This is a genomic window from Arthrobacter sp. AK01 (assembly GCF_021109375.1).
GTDB lineage: Bacteria > Actinomycetota > Actinomycetes > Actinomycetales > Micrococcaceae > Arthrobacter.
Genome location: NZ_JAJOHP010000087.1, coordinates 1 through 16,845, shown reverse-complemented (window position 1 = coordinate 16,845; position 16,845 = coordinate 1). Strand labels below are relative to the sequence as shown.

General features: G+C 61.7%; 14 protein-coding genes. 9 read left to right on the top strand and 5 right to left on the bottom strand.

The window, feature by feature from the left end:
• Positions 1-125: 125 nt before the first annotated feature.
• On the bottom strand, positions 126-2,078 hold the full coding sequence (locus tag LN996_RS21055; RefSeq protein WP_231342861.1) for a M13-type metalloendopeptidase: 1,953 nt from the start codon (positions 2,076-2,078) through the stop codon (positions 126-128).
• Positions 2,079-2,326: 248 nt separating this feature from the next.
• Between LN996_RS21055 and leuA the strand changes: the two genes are divergently transcribed.
• The 3 genes from leuA to LN996_RS21040 all read left to right on the top strand — a co-directional run bounded on the left by leuA (position 2,327) and on the right by LN996_RS21040 (position 5,731).
• The gene (leuA, locus tag LN996_RS21050) at positions 2,327-4,066 is read left to right on the top strand and encodes a 2-isopropylmalate synthase (RefSeq protein WP_231342860.1); all 1,740 of its coding nucleotides are present in this window, start codon (positions 2,327-2,329) and stop codon (positions 4,064-4,066) included.
• A gap of 85 nt (positions 4,067-4,151) precedes the next feature.
• A complete protein-coding gene (gene recO, locus LN996_RS21045) occupies positions 4,152-4,904 on the top strand; it encodes a DNA repair protein RecO (protein ID WP_231342857.1) in 753 nt (250 codons plus the stop codon).
• A 2-nt stretch (positions 4,905-4,906) separates the two neighbouring features.
• On the top strand, positions 4,907-5,731 hold the full coding sequence (locus LN996_RS21040) for an isoprenyl transferase (protein WP_231342862.1): 825 nt from the start codon (positions 4,907-4,909) through the stop codon (positions 5,729-5,731).
• A gap of 15 nt (positions 5,732-5,746) precedes the next feature.
• On the opposite strand, the gene LN996_RS21035 is transcribed toward LN996_RS21040, so the two are convergent.
• The 3 genes from LN996_RS21035 to LN996_RS21025 are packed head-to-tail and all read right to left on the bottom strand — an operon-like array spanning position 5,747 to position 9,534.
• Positions 5,747-6,820, bottom strand: a complete 1,074-nt coding sequence (locus LN996_RS21035; RefSeq protein ID WP_231342854.1) for an alpha/beta hydrolase — start codon at positions 6,818-6,820, stop codon at positions 5,747-5,749.
• Positions 6,817-7,842 carry an alpha/beta hydrolase gene (locus tag LN996_RS21030; RefSeq protein ID WP_231342853.1) on the bottom strand — a complete coding sequence of 342 codons (1,026 nt, stop codon included), beginning with the start codon at positions 7,840-7,842 and terminating at the stop codon, positions 6,817-6,819. Before LN996_RS21030 ends, LN996_RS21035 begins: the two co-directional genes overlap by 4 nt.
• A gap of 9 nt (positions 7,843-7,851) precedes the next feature.
• A complete protein-coding gene (locus LN996_RS21025) occupies positions 7,852-9,534 on the bottom strand; it encodes an FAD-binding dehydrogenase (protein WP_231342852.1) in 1,683 nt (560 codons plus the stop codon).
• A 68-nt stretch (positions 9,535-9,602) separates the two neighbouring features.
• On the opposite strand from LN996_RS21025, the gene LN996_RS21020 reads away from it, so the two are divergent.
• Entirely contained in the window at positions 9,603-10,682 is a 1,080-nt protein-coding gene (locus LN996_RS21020) for a quinone-dependent dihydroorotate dehydrogenase (RefSeq protein ID WP_231342851.1), read from the top strand.
• A gap of 74 nt (positions 10,683-10,756) precedes the next feature.
• Here LN996_RS21020 and LN996_RS21015 read toward each other — a convergent pair whose 3' ends face one another.
• Entirely contained in the window at positions 10,757-11,350 is a 594-nt protein-coding gene (locus tag LN996_RS21015) for a DUF3043 domain-containing protein (protein ID WP_231342849.1), read from the bottom strand.
• Positions 11,351-11,465: 115 nt separating this feature from the next.
• Here LN996_RS21015 and LN996_RS21010 point away from each other — a divergent pair, with 115 nt between their 5' ends.
• From LN996_RS21010 to LN996_RS20990, 5 genes are all read left to right on the top strand, one after another.
• Positions 11,466-12,899 (top strand): dipeptidase, encoded by a 1,434-nt coding sequence (locus LN996_RS21010; protein ID WP_231342847.1) that lies wholly within the window; start codon positions 11,466-11,468, stop codon positions 12,897-12,899.
• A 172-nt stretch (positions 12,900-13,071) separates the two neighbouring features.
• Complete coding sequence (locus LN996_RS21005) at positions 13,072-13,461, top strand: iron-sulfur cluster assembly accessory protein (RefSeq protein WP_090821577.1); 390 nt, start codon at positions 13,072-13,074, stop codon at positions 13,459-13,461.
• A gap of 184 nt (positions 13,462-13,645) precedes the next feature.
• The gene (coxB, locus tag LN996_RS21000) at positions 13,646-14,518 is read left to right on the top strand and encodes a cytochrome c oxidase subunit II (RefSeq protein WP_159699369.1); all 873 of its coding nucleotides are present in this window, start codon (positions 13,646-13,648) and stop codon (positions 14,516-14,518) included.
• 10 nt (positions 14,519-14,528) lie between these two features.
• Positions 14,529-16,253 carry a cytochrome c oxidase subunit I gene (ctaD, locus tag LN996_RS20995; protein WP_159699372.1) on the top strand — a complete coding sequence of 575 codons (1,725 nt, stop codon included), beginning with the start codon at positions 14,529-14,531 and terminating at the stop codon, positions 16,251-16,253.
• Complete coding sequence (locus tag LN996_RS20990; RefSeq protein WP_231342844.1) at positions 16,250-16,651, top strand: cytochrome c oxidase subunit 4; 402 nt, start codon at positions 16,250-16,252, stop codon at positions 16,649-16,651. Before ctaD ends, LN996_RS20990 begins: the two co-directional genes overlap by 4 nt.
• Positions 16,652-16,845: the final 194 nt, after the last annotated feature.

The window sequence follows — 16,845 nt, the reverse complement described above, 5'->3', positions numbered from 1 at the left end:
CCCTCGCCCCCCGCTCGCACTCATACCATAACACTTAACAACAACTACTATCTCCCCCCCCCCAACACCCCGCCCCCCCCGCCCCCCCCCCCCCCCCCCCCCCCCCCCCCTCTCTCATCCCTGTCCTACCAGATGCTCACGCGGTCTTCCGATTCCATCCACATACCATCCGTCGCACTGACACCGAATGCTGCATGGAAAGCGTCGAGGTTGCGGGCGATGGCATTGGTGCGGAACTCGTTCGGGGAGTGCGGATCCGTGGCCAACCGTCGGATTGCTTCCTCTGTGCGGATCACTTGGCGCCAGCCGGCTGCCCACGACATGAAGAAGCGCTGCTGGCCTGTGAAGCCGTCGATGACCTCGGGCTCGGCGTCGCCCAGGCTAAGGAGGTAGGCCTTATACGCAATCGTCAGGCCGCCCAGGTCGCCGATGTTTTCGCCCAGGGTCAGTTTGCCGTTGACCTTATGGTCGGGTGCAGCGTAGGGGGAGAGGGCGTCGTACTGGGCCACCAACTTGGCCGTGAGAGCTTCGAATGCGGACCGGTCCTCCTCAGTCCACCAGTTGCGCAGTGCCCCGCTTCCATCGAACTGGGAACCTTGGTCGTCGAACCCGTGTCCGATTTCGTGTCCGATCACAGCCCCGATGCCGCCGTAGTTCACAGCATCGTCAGCGTCTGCGTTGAAGAAGGGCGGCTGGAGGATCGCGGCCGGAAAAACGATCTCGTTCAGCATGGGGTGGTAGTAGGCGTTGACTGTTTGAGGTGTCATGAGCCATTTGGTCAGGTCAACGGGCTTGCCGATCTCGTCCAGATGCCGGTCGACGTCAGCATCATGGGCGCGTTCCACGTTGCCCAGCAGGTCTTTGGGATCGATTTCCACGGCGGAATAGTCGATCCATTTTTCCGGGAAACCGATCTTTGGCCGGAAGGCTTCCAGCTTCCTGAGGGCTTCCTTCTTGGTTTCTTCGCCCATCCAGTCCAGGGAGGAGATGCTCTCGCGGTAAGCCTCGATCAGGTTGGCGACGAGGGTCTCCATCCTTGCTTTGTGGCCGGCGGGGAAGTGCCGCTCCACGTAGATTTGTCCGACGGCTTCGCCAAGCGCAGCCTCGACAACGGCAACTCCTCGCTTCCAACGCTCCTTGTTTTGGGGCGTGCCGCTGAGTTTGGTGCCGTAGAAATCGAAGTTGGTGTCGACGAACTCTGAGGAAAGGTAGGGGGCAGCCGAGCTAAGAACCCTGAGCGTCAGCCATTCCTTCCACGTTTCCAGCGGCTCGGACTCCAACAACCCCGCGGCGCCGGCGAAGAAGTCCGGGGTGCTGACAACTATCTCATGACGCTTGTCCCGCTCAACCCGCGCGGCTTCGAACCAGGTGTCCAGCAACGGGAAGATATTCGCGGCTTCATCGGCAGACTTGAGGTTGTAGGTTTTCTGGGGATCCCTCAGCGTCACATTGTCCCAGTGATGCGACGCCAGGGCAGTTTCGAGTCCGAGAATGCGCGTGGAGGCCGCCTGCGCGTCGGGGATGCCTGCGAGGGTGAACAACCTGGCAATGTACTCGCCGTAGGCGGCCACAATGCCCGTAAACTTTTCCTCCCGGTAATAGGACTCGTCCGGCAGTCCCAGGCCACCTTGCCCGATGTACAGAAGGATGCGCTCCGGGTTCCCGGCATCCGGCGCCGGGTAGATGGAGAACAAGCCCGTGACGTCCGACCGGAACAAACGGCCGATGAGGGCAGCCAGTTCATCTGCGGACCCCACGGAACGAACTTCTTCGAGACGAGCCCGGACTGGGTCGAGCCCCTTTTCCTCGGCCGCGGCCTGGTCCATGAAGCTGGCGTACAGGCCGCCTACTTGCTGCTCGACGCCGGTTGCGGACTCGCCCTTGCCGGCAGCTTCTTCGATAATCGCCTGAACGGCCAGCTCGGCGCCATCCCGCAGTGCCGTAAAGGTACCTTCCAACGGCCTGTCATCCGGGATCGTCGTGCTGTTGAGCCACGCGCCATTGACGTGCTGGTAGAGGTCGTCCTGGGGCCGGACGCTGTGATCGATGTTCGAAAGAGTGATCCCCGACTGTGGCACTGTGGCTCCTTGTGTGGACACTGCGCCGGCGTTTCCACCGTGGCGGCGTCTGCATAGTGGACGTTGCATGAGGTGTTGCACTGTCATCATACGCATCGTGTTACTGTGAAATTGTGCGTACGGCGATGCTTCTTCTTAGCTGCCGCGGCGAGGCCTGAAAGCTATCTGAAGCTGGGCCATCCTCGCCGCGGAGTTCCGTTGTGTCCGGCTAAGCTTTCAGTTAGTTCTTAGAGAAAAGGCCACACGTCATGCGTAATGCACAAAAGCCCTCCGGTATGCCTATTCACCGCTACCTGCCGTTCCAGGACCAGATCACCGTCGACGTTCCTGACCGCACTTGGCCGGATAAAGTCATCACCAAAGCCCCGCGTTGGTGCGCAGTGGACCTGCGCGACGGCAACCAAGCACTGATCGACCCCATGAGCCCGGCCCGCAAGCTGAAGATGTTCCAGCTGCTGGTCAAGATGGGGTACAAGGAGATTGAAGTCGGTTTTCCTTCGGCATCGCAGACCGATTTCGACTTCGTACGCCAGCTCATCGAGGGCGGCCATATTCCCGATGACGTCAGCATCCAGGTGCTGACCCAGGCACGTGAACACCTCATTGAGAGGACTTACGAGTCCTTGGTGGGTGCGAAGCAGGCAATCGTCCACTTGTACAACTCGACGTCCGTCCTGCAAAGGCGCGTGGTCTTCAACCAGGATGAAGACGGTATCCTCGACATCGCCCTGCAGGGTGCCCGCCTGTGCAAGAAGTACGAAGAGACGCTGGAAGATACGCACATCACGTACGAGTACTCGCCGGAGTCCTTCACAGGAACCGAACTCGAGTATGCCGCCCGTGTTTGCAACGCCATTGCCGACGTCTTTGAAGCCTCCGCCGACAAGCAGGTCATTATCAACCTGCCGGCAACTGTAGAGATGGCAACCCCGAACGTCTACGCCGACTCGATTGAATGGATGCACCGTAATCTGCACCCCCGGGAGGGCATCATCATCTCCCTGCACCCGCACAACGACCGCGGCACGGGCGTCGCTGCCGCCGAGCTGGGATACCTGGCGGGCGCCGATCGGATCGAAGGCTGCTTGTTCGGCAACGGTGAGCGTACGGGCAACGTGGATCTCGTGACTCTGGGATTGAACATGTTCGTGCAGGGTGTTGACCCCATGATCGATTTTTCGGACATCGATGAAGTCCGCCGCACTGTGGAGTACTGCAACCAGCTGCCGGTCCCCGAGCGTTCCCCGTACGGCGGCGACCTCGTCTTCACGGCTTTTTCCGGTTCCCACCAGGACGCCATCAAGAAGGGCTTCGAAGCGCTGGAGAAGGACGCCGCAGCAGCCGGCAGGTCTGTGGACGACTTCACCTGGCAGGTTCCCTACCTGCCTGTCGATCCCAAGGACCTCGGCCGCAGCTACGAAGCCGTCATCCGCGTCAACTCGCAATCGGGCAAGGGTGGGGTTGCCTACCTGCTGAAGAACGAGCACAACCTGGACCTGCCCCGTCGCGCCCAGATCGAATTCTCCGGCGTCATCCAGCGCCGGACCGATGCCGTGGGTGGCGAGGTCAGCGGCGCGCAACTGTGGCAGGTCTTCCAGGACGAGTACCTGCCGTCCGACGAAGAGCAGGCACAGTGGGGGCGTTACGCGCTGGGCAGCGTAAGCACAGAGACCGATGAAGCCGGCGCCATGACCATGAACGCGAACCTGCGGATCGATGGCGTGGAAGTTCGGCGGACGGGCCATGGCAATGGTCCCATCGCTGCACTGTTGGATATCCTGCACCACGACGGCGTTGATGTCCGTGTGCTGGACTACAGCGAGCATGCCCTGTCTGAAGGCGGCAGCGCCAGCGCGGCGGCTTACGTTGAGTGCGCCGTAGGTGAGCGGGTCCTGTGGGGCGTGGGCATTGATCCCAGCACCACGACGTCGTCCCTCAAGGCACTGATTTCCGCAGTCAACCGGGCCGTTCGGGACGCCCGAGCCTAGGCGCCTACCGTTTGGTGACGGGAAATACCGTCACCAAACGGTCCGGCGGTCACCGCTGGATCCAGGCATAGTGCGAAGATTAGTTGTGGCCAATCCGTCGTTTGCAGCACGGTCCTACAGGGACGATGCCGTGGTGCTCCGTACCCACAAGTTGGGCGAGGCGGATCGCATCATCACTTTATTGACCAAACACCATGGGCAAGTCCGTGCCGTGGCAAAGGGCGTACGGAGGACCACCAGCCGGTTTGGGGCACGCCTGGAGCCATTCATGGTTGCGGACTTGCAGTTGGTTTCCGGGCGGACGCTCGACATCGTGACGCAGGCCGTAGCCAAGGGTGCTTACGGGAGCAGTATCGCTGCCGACTATGGGCGGTTTACCGTGGCTGCGGCCATGACCGAGACCGCCGAGAAACTGACGGATGCCGATACCGAATCCGGGACGGCCCAATATAATCTGTTGGTTGGTGCGCTGGCCGCCCTCAGCCGCTCCGACCATCCACCAGAACTCATCCTGGACTCCTACCTGCTGCGCGCTTTGGCTACAGGCGGGTGGGCGCCGAGTTTCACAGCTTGTGCCCGCTGTGGTCGCCCGGGACCACATACAGCCTTTGCCGCTCCGATTGGCGGAATGGTTTGCAGTGATTGCCGACCGCCCGGTTCGCCTGCGCCGGCACCGGAGACGGTAGTGCTGCTCGGTGCGTTGCTGACCGGCGATTGGGTCGTAGCCGATTCATCCGACCCGAGGCATCGGCGCGAAGCGGCGGGGCTGGTGGCCAGCTACCTGCAATGGCATCTGGAGCGGGCCTTGAAATCACTCAAACACGTGGAGCGAAGCTGACAGTGGCACTTGGTAAGAAGAGCAAGGCGATAACGGCCAGGACGGCACCAGTAGTTGCCCCTTACGGACACCCCTCCGGGGCATTGCCGCCGAATATCCCAAGTGAGCTCATTCCGCAGCACGTGGCCATCGTCATGGATGGCAACGGGCGTTGGGCCAATCAGCGTGGCCTCCCTCGCGTTGAAGGTCACAAAGCCGGCGAGCCTGCCCTGCTGGACGTGATGGCAGGAGCTATCGAGCTCGGCATAAAATACGTCAGTGTTTACGCGTTTTCAACGGAGAACTGGCGGCGTTCGCCTGAGGAAGTCCGATTCCTCATGGGTTTTAACAAGGATGTGCTACGCCGTCAACGCAACCAGTTGGATGAGTGGGGCGTACGTATCAGGTGGGCTGGTCGTCGGCCCCGCTTGTGGGGTTCGGTCATCAAGGAATTAGAGCAGGCCGAGGACTACACGCGGGCCAACGACACATGCACGTTGACCATGTGTGTTAATTACGGTGGCCGGGCTGAGATCGCCGACGCTGTTTCGGCTATTGCCCACGACGTCGCCGCAGGAAGATTAAAGCCCGGGGCGGTGTCCGAGAAGACCATCCAGAAGTACCTCGACGAGCCCGACCTCCCGGACGTGGACCTATTCCTGCGTAGTTCGGGGGAGCAGCGGCTCTCAAACTTCCTGCTGTGGCAATCGGCCTATGCGGAATTCGTTTTCATGGACACTCTGTGGCCGGATGTCGACAGAAGGACACTATGGGACGCCGTCGAGATCTATGCCAAGCGTGATAGGCGCTACGGGGGAGCAGTGGACGCTGCGCCCGCCAAAAACTAGCACACGCTTGCTGAATCAGTACGGGTAAGCGGCCAGCCAGACGGCGACGTCGCGGTAGGCCTGTTGCCGGACGGTGCGTCTCGACAGAAAGATGTCATGAAGGGCGCCCGGGTAGCGGAACACAGCCGTCCGGCGGGCAAGGCCAAGCGCCCGTCGCGAGGTTTCCTCAACGTCAATGACCGCGTCCGCCCGCATCAGGTCAGCCGTCCACTCTGCTTGGATCCTGGTCCGCCCGGAGAGGAGCACCAGTACGGGGGCGTCAATGTTGAGCTTGCGCTCTACCGCCGCATGGCCAGCCAGTACGGCCTTCGTCCAACCAGCCCGGATGGGGAAGGAAGCCCTCGGACGCCAGATTGGGTCGAGGATCCACTCGCCATGGGCTTCATTGCTGACACTCTCCCAATAGGCAGGCATCTCCGGAAAACGGAAGGGGCGTTTGGGGTCCGTGCGGGCAAAAGGCTCCACCAGGTGCATGGCGATACTGCGGACGAGGCTGCTGCCTTGAAGCTCAAGCCAGGGGGAATTCAGGACCAGGGTTCCCAACCTGCCCGGATTTCGGTCGGCCCAAAGCGCAGCGATCAAGCCCCCAAGGGAATGGCCAAGCATATGGATAGTGGGGGACGCACCGTTGCTGGTCCGTGCCGCCACGTCGCGTTCGATCTCCACTAAGGCAGCTGCAAGATCCTCGTCGTAGACGCTCAGGTCCGAGGTGTAGCCGGGCGTCTGGCCCGGCAACAAGCTACGGCCGAACTTGCGGAGGTCCAACGCATAGAAATGAAAGCCCGACGCCGTGAGGTACTCGGCAAGCTCGGTTTGCAGGAAGTAGTCTGCCCATCCATGCAAGTAGAGAACCACCCGCGGCGCTCCGCCAGGATCGGCCGGGGATGCGCGGCGCTTGCGTTTCGTGAACGACGTCAGGAAGTCGAGGATGCCTTGAGGCGAGGCATGCTCAACCGGTGGGGCGTGCCTGACGAGCGTCGCTTTGACGGGCCCTTCATCATCGGCCTTGAGCGGCAGCTCGAGGCATTCGTAGCCGTGGCCAAGAATGTCGCGCTCCCACACTGATACCGACCCCTCCGTTGTGGTCATGTTTCCCCTTCCTGCTGGCCCTCCGGCACGGCGTCGTGCATGAACCCGTTGATCCACCTGGCCAGCCGCGCATATGCATCCTTTCGCACCGCAGGCGCCGACAGGAAGACGTCGTGCAGACCGCCGTCGATGCGTTCCAAGGTGACGCTGCGGCCCAATGCCATGGCCCTGAGCGCGATCACACCTACATCCAGGACCGCATCGGAACGGCGCATGGATTCGTGCCAAACCATTCCATTGGCGCTGGCGGTGGAGGTCAACACAAGGACAGGGATGTCCAGTTTCAGGCCCCGCGCAACCTGCGAATGTCCGGCAAATACGGCGCGAAGCCAACCGGCACGCACAGGGAACGCCAAAGGGGGCCTGTAATTCTCGTCCAAGGCCCATTCCCCTTCTGCGGTACTACTGATGCTGCGGAAGTAGAATCCTCGCTCAGGCAACTTCAAGATGGTCTCGGGTCGCAGCTTTGCAAGCGGTGCCACCATGGCCTGTGCAGCCCGGCGAACCAGTGAGCTGCCGTGCATTTCGAGCCAAGGACTGTCCAGGACGAGGAAATGGATCTCTCCTGGATGGCGGCTGGCCCACAAAGCGGCCACCAAACCCCCTGTTGAGTGCCCCATAAGTGTCAGCGTGCCGCGCGGTGATGCTGAGCGATCGGCCTGAATCACGCTGACGGCCCGATTGATCTCGGCATCGTAGTCCGTCAGGTTTGCAACGTAGCCGCCCGGTTTATCGGCCTGGAGGCTCCGTCCATGGTTGTGCATGTCCAGGGCGTAGAAGTCATATCCTTGCCCCGCCCAGAATCTGGCAAGCTCGGTATTGAAGAAGTAGTCGCTCCATCCGTGCAGGAACAAAACGGCACCAAACCGCTTCGGAGCGCCCTCACTGCGACCGGTATCCCCGTTCTTCGGCTCCACGCGGTGGCGGATCAGCGTGGCGTGGCGGACCACGCCATCGGTTCCCGTGGCATCAAGGCCACAGGATTGGAAGTCCGCTCCCAGGAAGTCTTCCGTCCACTCCATGGCCTTAGCTTAGACACTGGCGGTGGCTTCCCTGCCAGCCGCCCTCCCGGAGAAGAGGCAACCGCCCAGGAATGTTCCTTCCAATGCCCGGTATCCATGGATGCCGCCACCGCCGAATCCCGCTGCTTCGCCGGCTGCGTAGAGACCCGGGATGGCTTGCCCGTCACGGTCCAGGACCCTTGAACGAAGGTCCGTTGCGAGGCCGCCCAGGCTTTTCCTTGTCAATACGGAGAGCCGGATGGCAATCAGCGGGCCATGCGCCGGGTCAGTCAGCCGATGCGGTGGTGCCACCCGCATCAGTTTGTCCGTGGCAAATCGACGTGCTGCCCTGATGGCGGCGAGCTGTGGGTCCTTCCCAAGGCCGCTTGCCACTTGACGGTCCCGGGCGCTGATCAGTTCTTCAAGCGCGCGGGTTCCGATGAGGGAGTTGCCTGCGAGCTGGTTCATTCTTGAGGCCAGTTCCCCGGGTGATGACGCCTGCAGAAAGTCCACGCCCCGGTCCAGGAAACGCTGGATAGGTGTGTCGCCGGTTGGGCGCAGGCGTGATGCAAGCAGTCGGACGTCCTTGCCGGTGAGGTCGGGGTTCTGCTCGGAACCGGACAGGGCAAGTTCCTTGAGGGCAATGGTGCGGTTGAGGACAAACCATGAGTAGTCGTGTCCCGTTCCGACGATGTGGCGCAATGCCCCCAAGGAATCAAAACCGGGGAACAGCGGCGGGGGCAACTGGCGGCCCTTGGCATCGAGCCACAACGAGGAGGGCCCGGGCAGGATCCTTATTCCATGATTGGGCCATACAGGATCGTAATTGCGGATTCCTTCCGGGTAGTGCCACATGCGGTCGCCGTTGACCAAAGCAGCACCAGCGCTTGCCACGACGGGAAGGAAACTGCCGTCCACGGAAGCCGGCACGCCACTCAGCATGTGCTCGGGCGCCTTTCCCCCGGGCCACTGGCTGCGGACGGCGGCGTGATCGCCGCCGATGCCACCCGTGGTCACCACAACAGCGCCTGCCGTGGCCTCGAAACCACTGACGGCGACCCGCGCGGACGCTTGGCCCCGCATCGCCGTCGACGGTTCAAGAACCTCGCCCGACACGCCCGTGATCCTGCCCGTCGTCGTCGTCAGCAACAGGGCGCGGTGCCTGAAGTGCAAACTGACCCGGCCGCTCCTTACGCCTTCCAGGACCTTGGCGAGAAACGGCTCCACCAAGGCAGGCCCCGTACCCCATGTGACGTGGAAGCGGGGGACGGTGTTGCCATGGCCTTCCGGCCCATAGCCGCCGCGTTCCGCCCATTGCACCAACGGGAAGATGCCAACGCCAAGGCTCCTAAGCCACGCCCGCTTCTCTCCGGCGGCGAAGTCGACGTACGCCTCGGCCCACTGACGGGCCGTCCCGTCTTCGGACCGGTCGAAAGCTGCGGAGGCGAGCCAGTCATGCAGGGCGAGATCAGCGCTGTCCCTGACGCCCAGACGCCGCTGCTCAGGTGTATTCACCATGAAAAGCCCGCCAAAAGACCAATGGGCTTGTCCACCCACGGAAGCTTCCGGCTCCTGATCCAGCACAGCCACCGTCTTGCCGGCGGCATAGGCTGTGGCGGCCGCAACCAGTCCGGACAGGCCTGCGCCGACCACTACGACGTCGGCATCGATCCTGCAGCGTCCATGATTTGCGTCACCATAATCCCCAGGCATGCGTACATGCTAGCGGGATTGGTGGTCATGGGTTTGGTGAGTTGTCCATGAGGCGGAAAACTAGGACCATGCGTGTTTACCCCACATTTTTCAAGCTGGCCTTTTCCTGGATGGATGCCGAGAAGGCACACAAGATCGGCTTCCAGGGAATCCGGGCAGCCCATCGCTCCGGTGCCGGCCGGATCCTTGCCCGGCTGACAGCTCCCGACGCTTCACTTCGCACGGAGGCGCTGGGACTGACGTTCCCGTCACCTTTCGGCCTGGCGGCAGGTTTCGACAAAGAAGGTCACGGCATCGAAGCGTTGGCTGAGCTTGGATTCGGGCATGTGGAGGTGGGAACCATCACGGGCCAGGCGCAGCCAGGCAATGAGAAGCCCAGGCTGTTCCGCTTGGTTGAGGACCGCGCGGTGATTAACCGGATGGGGTTCAATAACGACGGCGCCGCTTCAGTCGCGCCAAGGCTCAAGTCTGCGCGGGCTGCTTTGCAAAGGCAGCACCCGGACGTCCGCCCGGTTATCGGGGTTAACATCGGCAAGACCAAGGTGGTGGAACTCGACGATGCCACCGAGGATTACCTGGTGAGTGCACGCAGCCTGGCTCCCGCGGCTGACTACCTCGTAGTCAACGTCAGCTCTCCCAACACACCAGGTCTTCGCCTGCTCCAGAATGTGGAAACGCTGCGCCCGCTGTTGCGGGCAGTTGGGGACGCTGCTGATGAAGCTGCCGGACGCCACGTGCCCCTGCTGGTCAAGATTGCGCCGGATTTGTCCAATGACGACATCGACGACGTCGCTCGACTGGCCTTGGACCTGAAACTTGATGGAATCATCGCCACCAACACCACGATCTCCCGTGACGGACTGCTGTCCGATGCTGCGAAGGTTGAGTCACTGGGAGCAGGCGGATTGTCGGGGGCGCCCCTCAAGCATCGGTCTTTGGAGGTTCTACGGAGGCTCAAGGACGCTGTAGGGGACGAGTTGGTACTCATCGCCGTCGGTGGTGTGGAAACCGCAACGGATGTGCAGGAGCGAATGGATGCCGGCGCAACTTTGGTCCAGGGCTACACAGCATTCCTTTATGAAGGTCCATTCTGGGCCTCACGTATTAACAAGGGACTGGTAAAGATCCGCAAGAGGACGGCGCGTTAATCAGGCCACGAAAAGGAAGACCCCCGCCCGTTGGTCCGGGGTCTTCCTTTGTCTGATGTCTGAGGCTTGGGCGCTTAGGCCGGGTACTGCCCACGCTTGACCTGCGGCTTGGGGAGGCGGAGCTTGCGGAACTGAAGGGCCCGCATGCAGCCGTACCAAACAGAGCCGCGTTCCACCTCGCCGAACTTCTCGGTAAGGCGCTTCCGAAGCTTGCGGGACAGGATGAAGACGTCAACGAAGACGGCCAGGAACATGATCCAGAACCCAATCAACACATAGCTGATGCCGGCGCTTGTGGGCGGAATGATCAGGGAGATCACCACGAACAGCAAAGCACCGAACATGAGGTACTCACCGAGGCTGAAGCGAGCGTCCACATAGTCCCGTGTGTAGCGCTTTTGGGGACCCTTGTCGCGGAGGGGAAGGAACTTCTCGTCGCCCGTATCGAGCGCCTGCCGCATCTTCTGCCGCTGGTCCTGGATGGCTACCCGTTCCGCTGCCTTGGAAGCCTTGCGGTCGTTGGGCACCAGGGGGCGCTTGCGGGCAGCTTCCTGGTCCTTCCGCTTGGGCGTGGGGGCGCCCTTCGCGCCGCCGGGCTCCGGGGCGGTGGCGTAGGCCTGGTCTACTACTGATTGAGCGCTGGGCTCTTCCTTTTTGCGTCCGAACACCCATACAGAATACCCCTCACGGAGGTGGCGTAGGTTACGCCTCCGTATGCCCGGCCTTGATCGCGCCGGGCCGCGCCTGCCCTGGCGGACGAATCCCCGGCGGTAAAGTGTGGCCATGACTTCAGCACATGCGGAGATCCCGCAGAACAAGCAAGGGCACTCCGGCGAAACTCCGGTCGAAGCACTCACAGCAGCGGTTAACGATTCCTTCGAAAGCACGATGGAATCCCTTAAGGAACTCGTCGGCATTCCGGGCATTGCATGGGCCAGTTTTGACCCGATCGAACTCGATCGAAGCGCCGAAGCAGTGGCTGCCATGGTCGAGGCCTCGGGGATGGAAGAAGTGCACATTCTGCGCAGCAGCAAAGCCGACGGAACCCCCGGTGGCCCTGCCGTCGTCGCGCGTCGTCCAGCCGCCGACGGCAAGCCAACAATCCTGCTGTACGCCCACCACGATGTCCAACCCCCGGGGGACAGGAGCCTGTGGAACTCGGAGCCCTTCGTCGCCGAAGAACGCGACGGCCGGCTCTATGGCCGTGGTGCTGCCGACGACAAAGCCGGAATCATGGCCCACTTGGCCGCCTACAGTGCCGTGACCAAGGTTCTGGGTGAAGAGTTTGGACTTGGCGTGACGTTCTTCTTCGAAGGTGAGGAAGAGGCAGGGTCGCCTACCTTCCGTACGTTCCTCGAGGAACACCAGGAGCTCCTGCGGGCCGACGTCATTGTGGTCGCCGACTCCAGTAACTGGAAGGTGGGTGTTCCCGCCCTGACCACCAGCCTCCGGGGTCTGGTGGACGGAACGTTCGAGGTGCGCGTCCTGGACCATGCGGTCCATTCCGGCATGTTTGGTGGTCCGGTACTCGATGCCCCCACGCTTTTGTCGCGCCTCATTGCGACCCTTCACGACGACGACGGCAACGTTGCTGTCGAAGGCCTGGTGGCACGCGATGACGTGGCGGTCGATCTTGCCGAGGCGGACTACCGTGCTGATGCATCAGTGCTCGACGGCGTGAAGCTCGCCGGCAGCGGGACAATCGCCTCACGTCTGTGGACCAAACCGGCACTGTCCATCATTGGCATGGACGTCCCCTCAGTTGACGTTGCCTCCAACACCCTTATTCCCGCTGCCCGTGCGAAGTTCAGCATGAGGCTGGCCCCTGGGCAGGACCCGGAAGCCGCGATGGATGCTTTGAAGCGGCATGTGGAAGCGCATGCGCCCTTTGGGGCCAAGGTGACTTTCAGCCCGGGGGAGCGGGGCAACGCTTTCTCCACAGACACTTCCTCGGCTGCCGCGCGCGTGGCGCTCTGGGCGCTGGGTGAGTCGTGGGGAGTACAGCCCGTGGAAACGGGAATCGGCGGTTCCATACCGTTCATTGCCGATCTCCTGGACTTGTATCCGGAAGCCCAGATCCTGGTGACCGGAGTGGAAGACCCCGATTCCCGGGCGCACAGTGCTAACGAATCGCTGCACATCGGCGATTTCCGCCATGCAGTGTTGGCTGAGGCACTGATGCTCGCCCGGCTTAATGCCGACGGGCTCGGGGACTAGCCTAGGAAGGCTGCGCGGCGCGCCGGGAACAACGAAATGCTGTCTGTGGTTACGTCAGGAGTTATAGCTAAGCGTCTGTGCGACGTAGCATTAGCTATAACCCGTACGTAATTGGGTAAGGGCAGGCAGCGTCCCGGCGCGGCCTCCAAGAGCTTCATAAGAAGGTAGGCCAATGAGCACTGCAACCAACGAAAACAGCACCGGAGCGCAGGTCGTCTCCAACGACGAACTGCCCACGCACGAGGTCAATCTGACCGACGTCGCCGCAGGCAAGGTCCGCAGCCTCCTCGAGCAGGAAGGGCGCACCGACCTTCGGCTGCGCGTTGCAGTCCAGCCTGGAGGATGCTCCGGCCTGATCTACCAGCTTTACTTCGATGAGCGCATGCTCGACGGAGACGCTGTGCGCGACTACGACGGCGTTGAGGTCGTAGTAGACAAGATGAGCGTTCCCTACCTCAGCGGCGCCAGCATCGACTTCGAGGACACCATTTCGAAGCAGGGTTTCACCATCGATAACCCGAATGCCGGCGGGTCATGCGCCTGCGGCGATTCGTTCCACTGATGTGAGCCATCGCCGCATGTCGGCGCCCCTTCGGACTGGTTTGAAACCGTTCGGAGCCACGGCGCTGACATGTGCGCGAAATCCGCTTGATAGCGGTAAGCTCTACATCGGGTAGTAAAACTTTTTAGTGTGCCCGGTGAGCCTTCGGCCTGCCGGGAGACAGCAACAAGAGGAAGGGCCGTCTGTGAGTTCGCAGAACCGAACCGGCAGCCGACGCATAAAGATCACATCGATCACTGGCTTGGCACTCGCCGGCGCGTTGGTTTTGACCGGATGTTCACCAGAGGTAGAGAAGGGTTGGCTGCCTACAGAGCGCGGCACGACCAACCACACTGACCGGATCATGGACCTCTGGGTCAACTCATGGATCGCCGCCTTGGCAGTCGGTATCATCACGTGGGGCCTTCTGGTCTGGTGCATCATCGCTTACCGCCGCCGCAAGGGCACCACGGGTTTCCCGAAGCAGCTCAGCTACAACCTGCCGCTCGAGGTCTTCTACTTGACCATCCCGCTGTTCATGGTGCTGGTGTTCTTCTACTTCACCGACCAGGACCAGCGCGCGATCGATGACCGCTCGCAGCCTGCCGACGTCGTTGTCGACGTCCGCGGCAAGCAGTGGGCCTGGGACTTCAACTACAAAAAGGGCGAGGTCATCAATGAAGACCTCCACGAGGCCGGCGTCCAGGCGCACCTGACCGGCAACGATGTCAACAAGGAACTTCTCCCCACTCTCTACTTGCCCGTTGGCAAGTCCGTGGACCTGGAGCTGAACTCCCGCGACGTCATCCATTCATTCTGGGTCCCCGCGTTCCTCCAGAAGCGCGACATGATCCCTGGCAAGACGAACTACATCAGGTTCACGCCCACCAAGGAAGGCACCTTCGACGGTAAGTGTGCCGAACTCTGCGGTGAATACCACTCCGAAATGCTTTTCCGCGTCAAGGTTGTCTCCGAGTCTGAGTTCCAGGCACACATGGACAAGCTTCGCCAGGAAGGCAACACGGGCCTCCTCGGTGCGGAATACGACCGCAACCCGAACCTGAACGAAACCAAGTAAGGGGAGCGACGTGGCTACGTACACTCAATCCGCCGCGGGGGTCCTAGACGCTCCCGTAGTTCCTAAATCCAAGGGGCGCATCGTCGTCAACTGGATCACCTCCACCGACCACAAAACCATCGGGTACATGTACCTGATCGCGTCCTTCGTGTTCTTCTGCCTCGGTGGCGTCATGGCGCTGTTGATCCGCGCTGAACTGTTCGAACCCGGAATGCAGATCCTGCAGACCAAAGAGCAGTACAACCAGATGTTCACGATGCACGGCACTGTGATGCTCCTGATGTTCGCAACGCCGCTCTTTGCCGGCTTCGCGAACGTCATTATGCCGTTGCAGATTGGCGCCCCCGACGTCGCCTTCCCGCGCTTGAACGCCTTGGCTTTCTGGTTCTTCCTGTTCGGCTCCACCATCGCGGTCTCCGGCTTCATCACCCCGCAGGGTGCTGCGTCCTTTGGCTGGTTCGCCTATGCTCCGTTGTCCAACACGACATTCAGTCCGGGCGTCGGTGGTGACTTGTGGGTCTTTGGACTTGCGCTCTCCGGTTTCGGAACCATCCTTGGTGCCGTCAACTTCATCACCACCATCATCTGCATGCGCGCACCGGGCATGACCATGTGGCGCATGCCGATCTTCACCTGGAACACCCTCGTCACTGCGATCCTGGTCCTGATGGCCTTCCCGCCGCTGGCAGCAGCACTGTTTGCTCTCGGTGCCGACCGCCGCTTCGGCGCCCACATCTTCGATCCCGAAAACGGCGGTGCCGTCCTCTGGCAGCACCTGTTCTGGTTCTTCGGACACCCTGAGGTGTACATCATCGCGTTGCCGTTCTTCGGCATCGTCTCCGAGATCTTCCCCGTCTTCAGCCGCAAGCCCATCTTTGGCTACAAGGGCCTGGTCTATGCGACCATCGCCATTGCTGCGCTCTCCGTCACGGTGTGGGCACACCACATGTATGTGACCGGATCAGTGCTGCTGCCGTTCTTCGCGTTCATGACCATGCTGATTGCAGTCCCAACCGGTGTGAAGTTCTTCAACTGGATCGGTACGCTGTGGCAAGGCTCCATCACCTTCGAGACGCCCATGCTCTGGAGCATCGGCTTCCTGGTGACGTTCCTCTTCGGTGGACTGACGGGTATCATCCTGGCCTCCCCGCCGCTGGACTTCCACGTCTCAGACTCCTACTTCGTGGTTGCCCACTTCCACTACGTGGTCTTCGGTACGGTCGTGTTCGCGATGTTCGCAGGGTTCTACTTCTGGTGGCCCAAGTGGACCGGCAAGATGCTCAACGAACGTCTCGGCAAGATTCACTTCTGGCTGCTGTTCCTGGGCTTCCACGGCACGTTCCTTATCCAGCACTGGCTGGGTGTGGAAGGCATGCCGCGTCGATACGCCGACTACATGCCGCAGGATAACTTCACGTGGATGAACCAGTTCTCCACTATTTCCTCCTTCGTACTGGGCGCATCGCTGCTGCCGTTCTTCTGGAACGTCTACATCACGTGGCGCAGCAACAAGAAGGTTGAAGTCGATGACCCCTGGGGCTTTGGTGCTTCGCTGGAATGGGCAACGTCCTGCCCGCCGCCGCGCCACAACTTCACCTCCTTGCCCCGTATCCGCTCCGAGCGCCCGGCTCTGGACCTTCACCACCCGGAGTTGGCCCAGGTTCACACTGCCGAGGCCCCGTCGCCCGCAGCAGCTGTCTTGGGTAACGCCGACCAAAGGGACGTCAACAAATGAAAATTGAATCGTGGCTCTTCGGAGCCGGAGTCTTCTTCTTCGTCCCCGTAGCCATTGCTTATGGCTTCCTGACCGAATGGTCTGAGTGGGTAGGTGTCCTGGGCATCCTCCTGGTTGGCGGTCTCGCGGGCATGATCGGCGCCTACCTTGGCTTCACCGGCAAGCGGATTGGCCTTCGTCCGGAGGACCGTCCGGATGCTGAAGTTCATGAGGGTGCAGGCGAACAGGGCCACTTCAGCCCTTGGAGCTGGTGGCCCCTGGTCCTCGGCCTGGCATGTGCCGGCGGATTCCTCGGCCTCGCCATTGGCTTCTGGGTAACCTACGTCGCCGGTGGCCTCGCCCTGGTGGCATTGGTCGGTTGGGTTTTCGAATACAGCCGCGGCGACCACGCACACTAGTAGTCAGCAAGACAGAAGAATGGGGGCCCCCCCCCCCCGGGGGGGCGGGGGGGGGAAAAGGAGGAGCGGGGGCGGGGCGGGCGGGGGGGGGGGGGGGTTTGGGCGGCCTCCTGTTTTTCGACCCGCCCGGGGCGCGCCGGCCCCGCGGCAGCTTCGACTTTGACGCCGTGGCGCGCGGAATCAACGCCAAGATG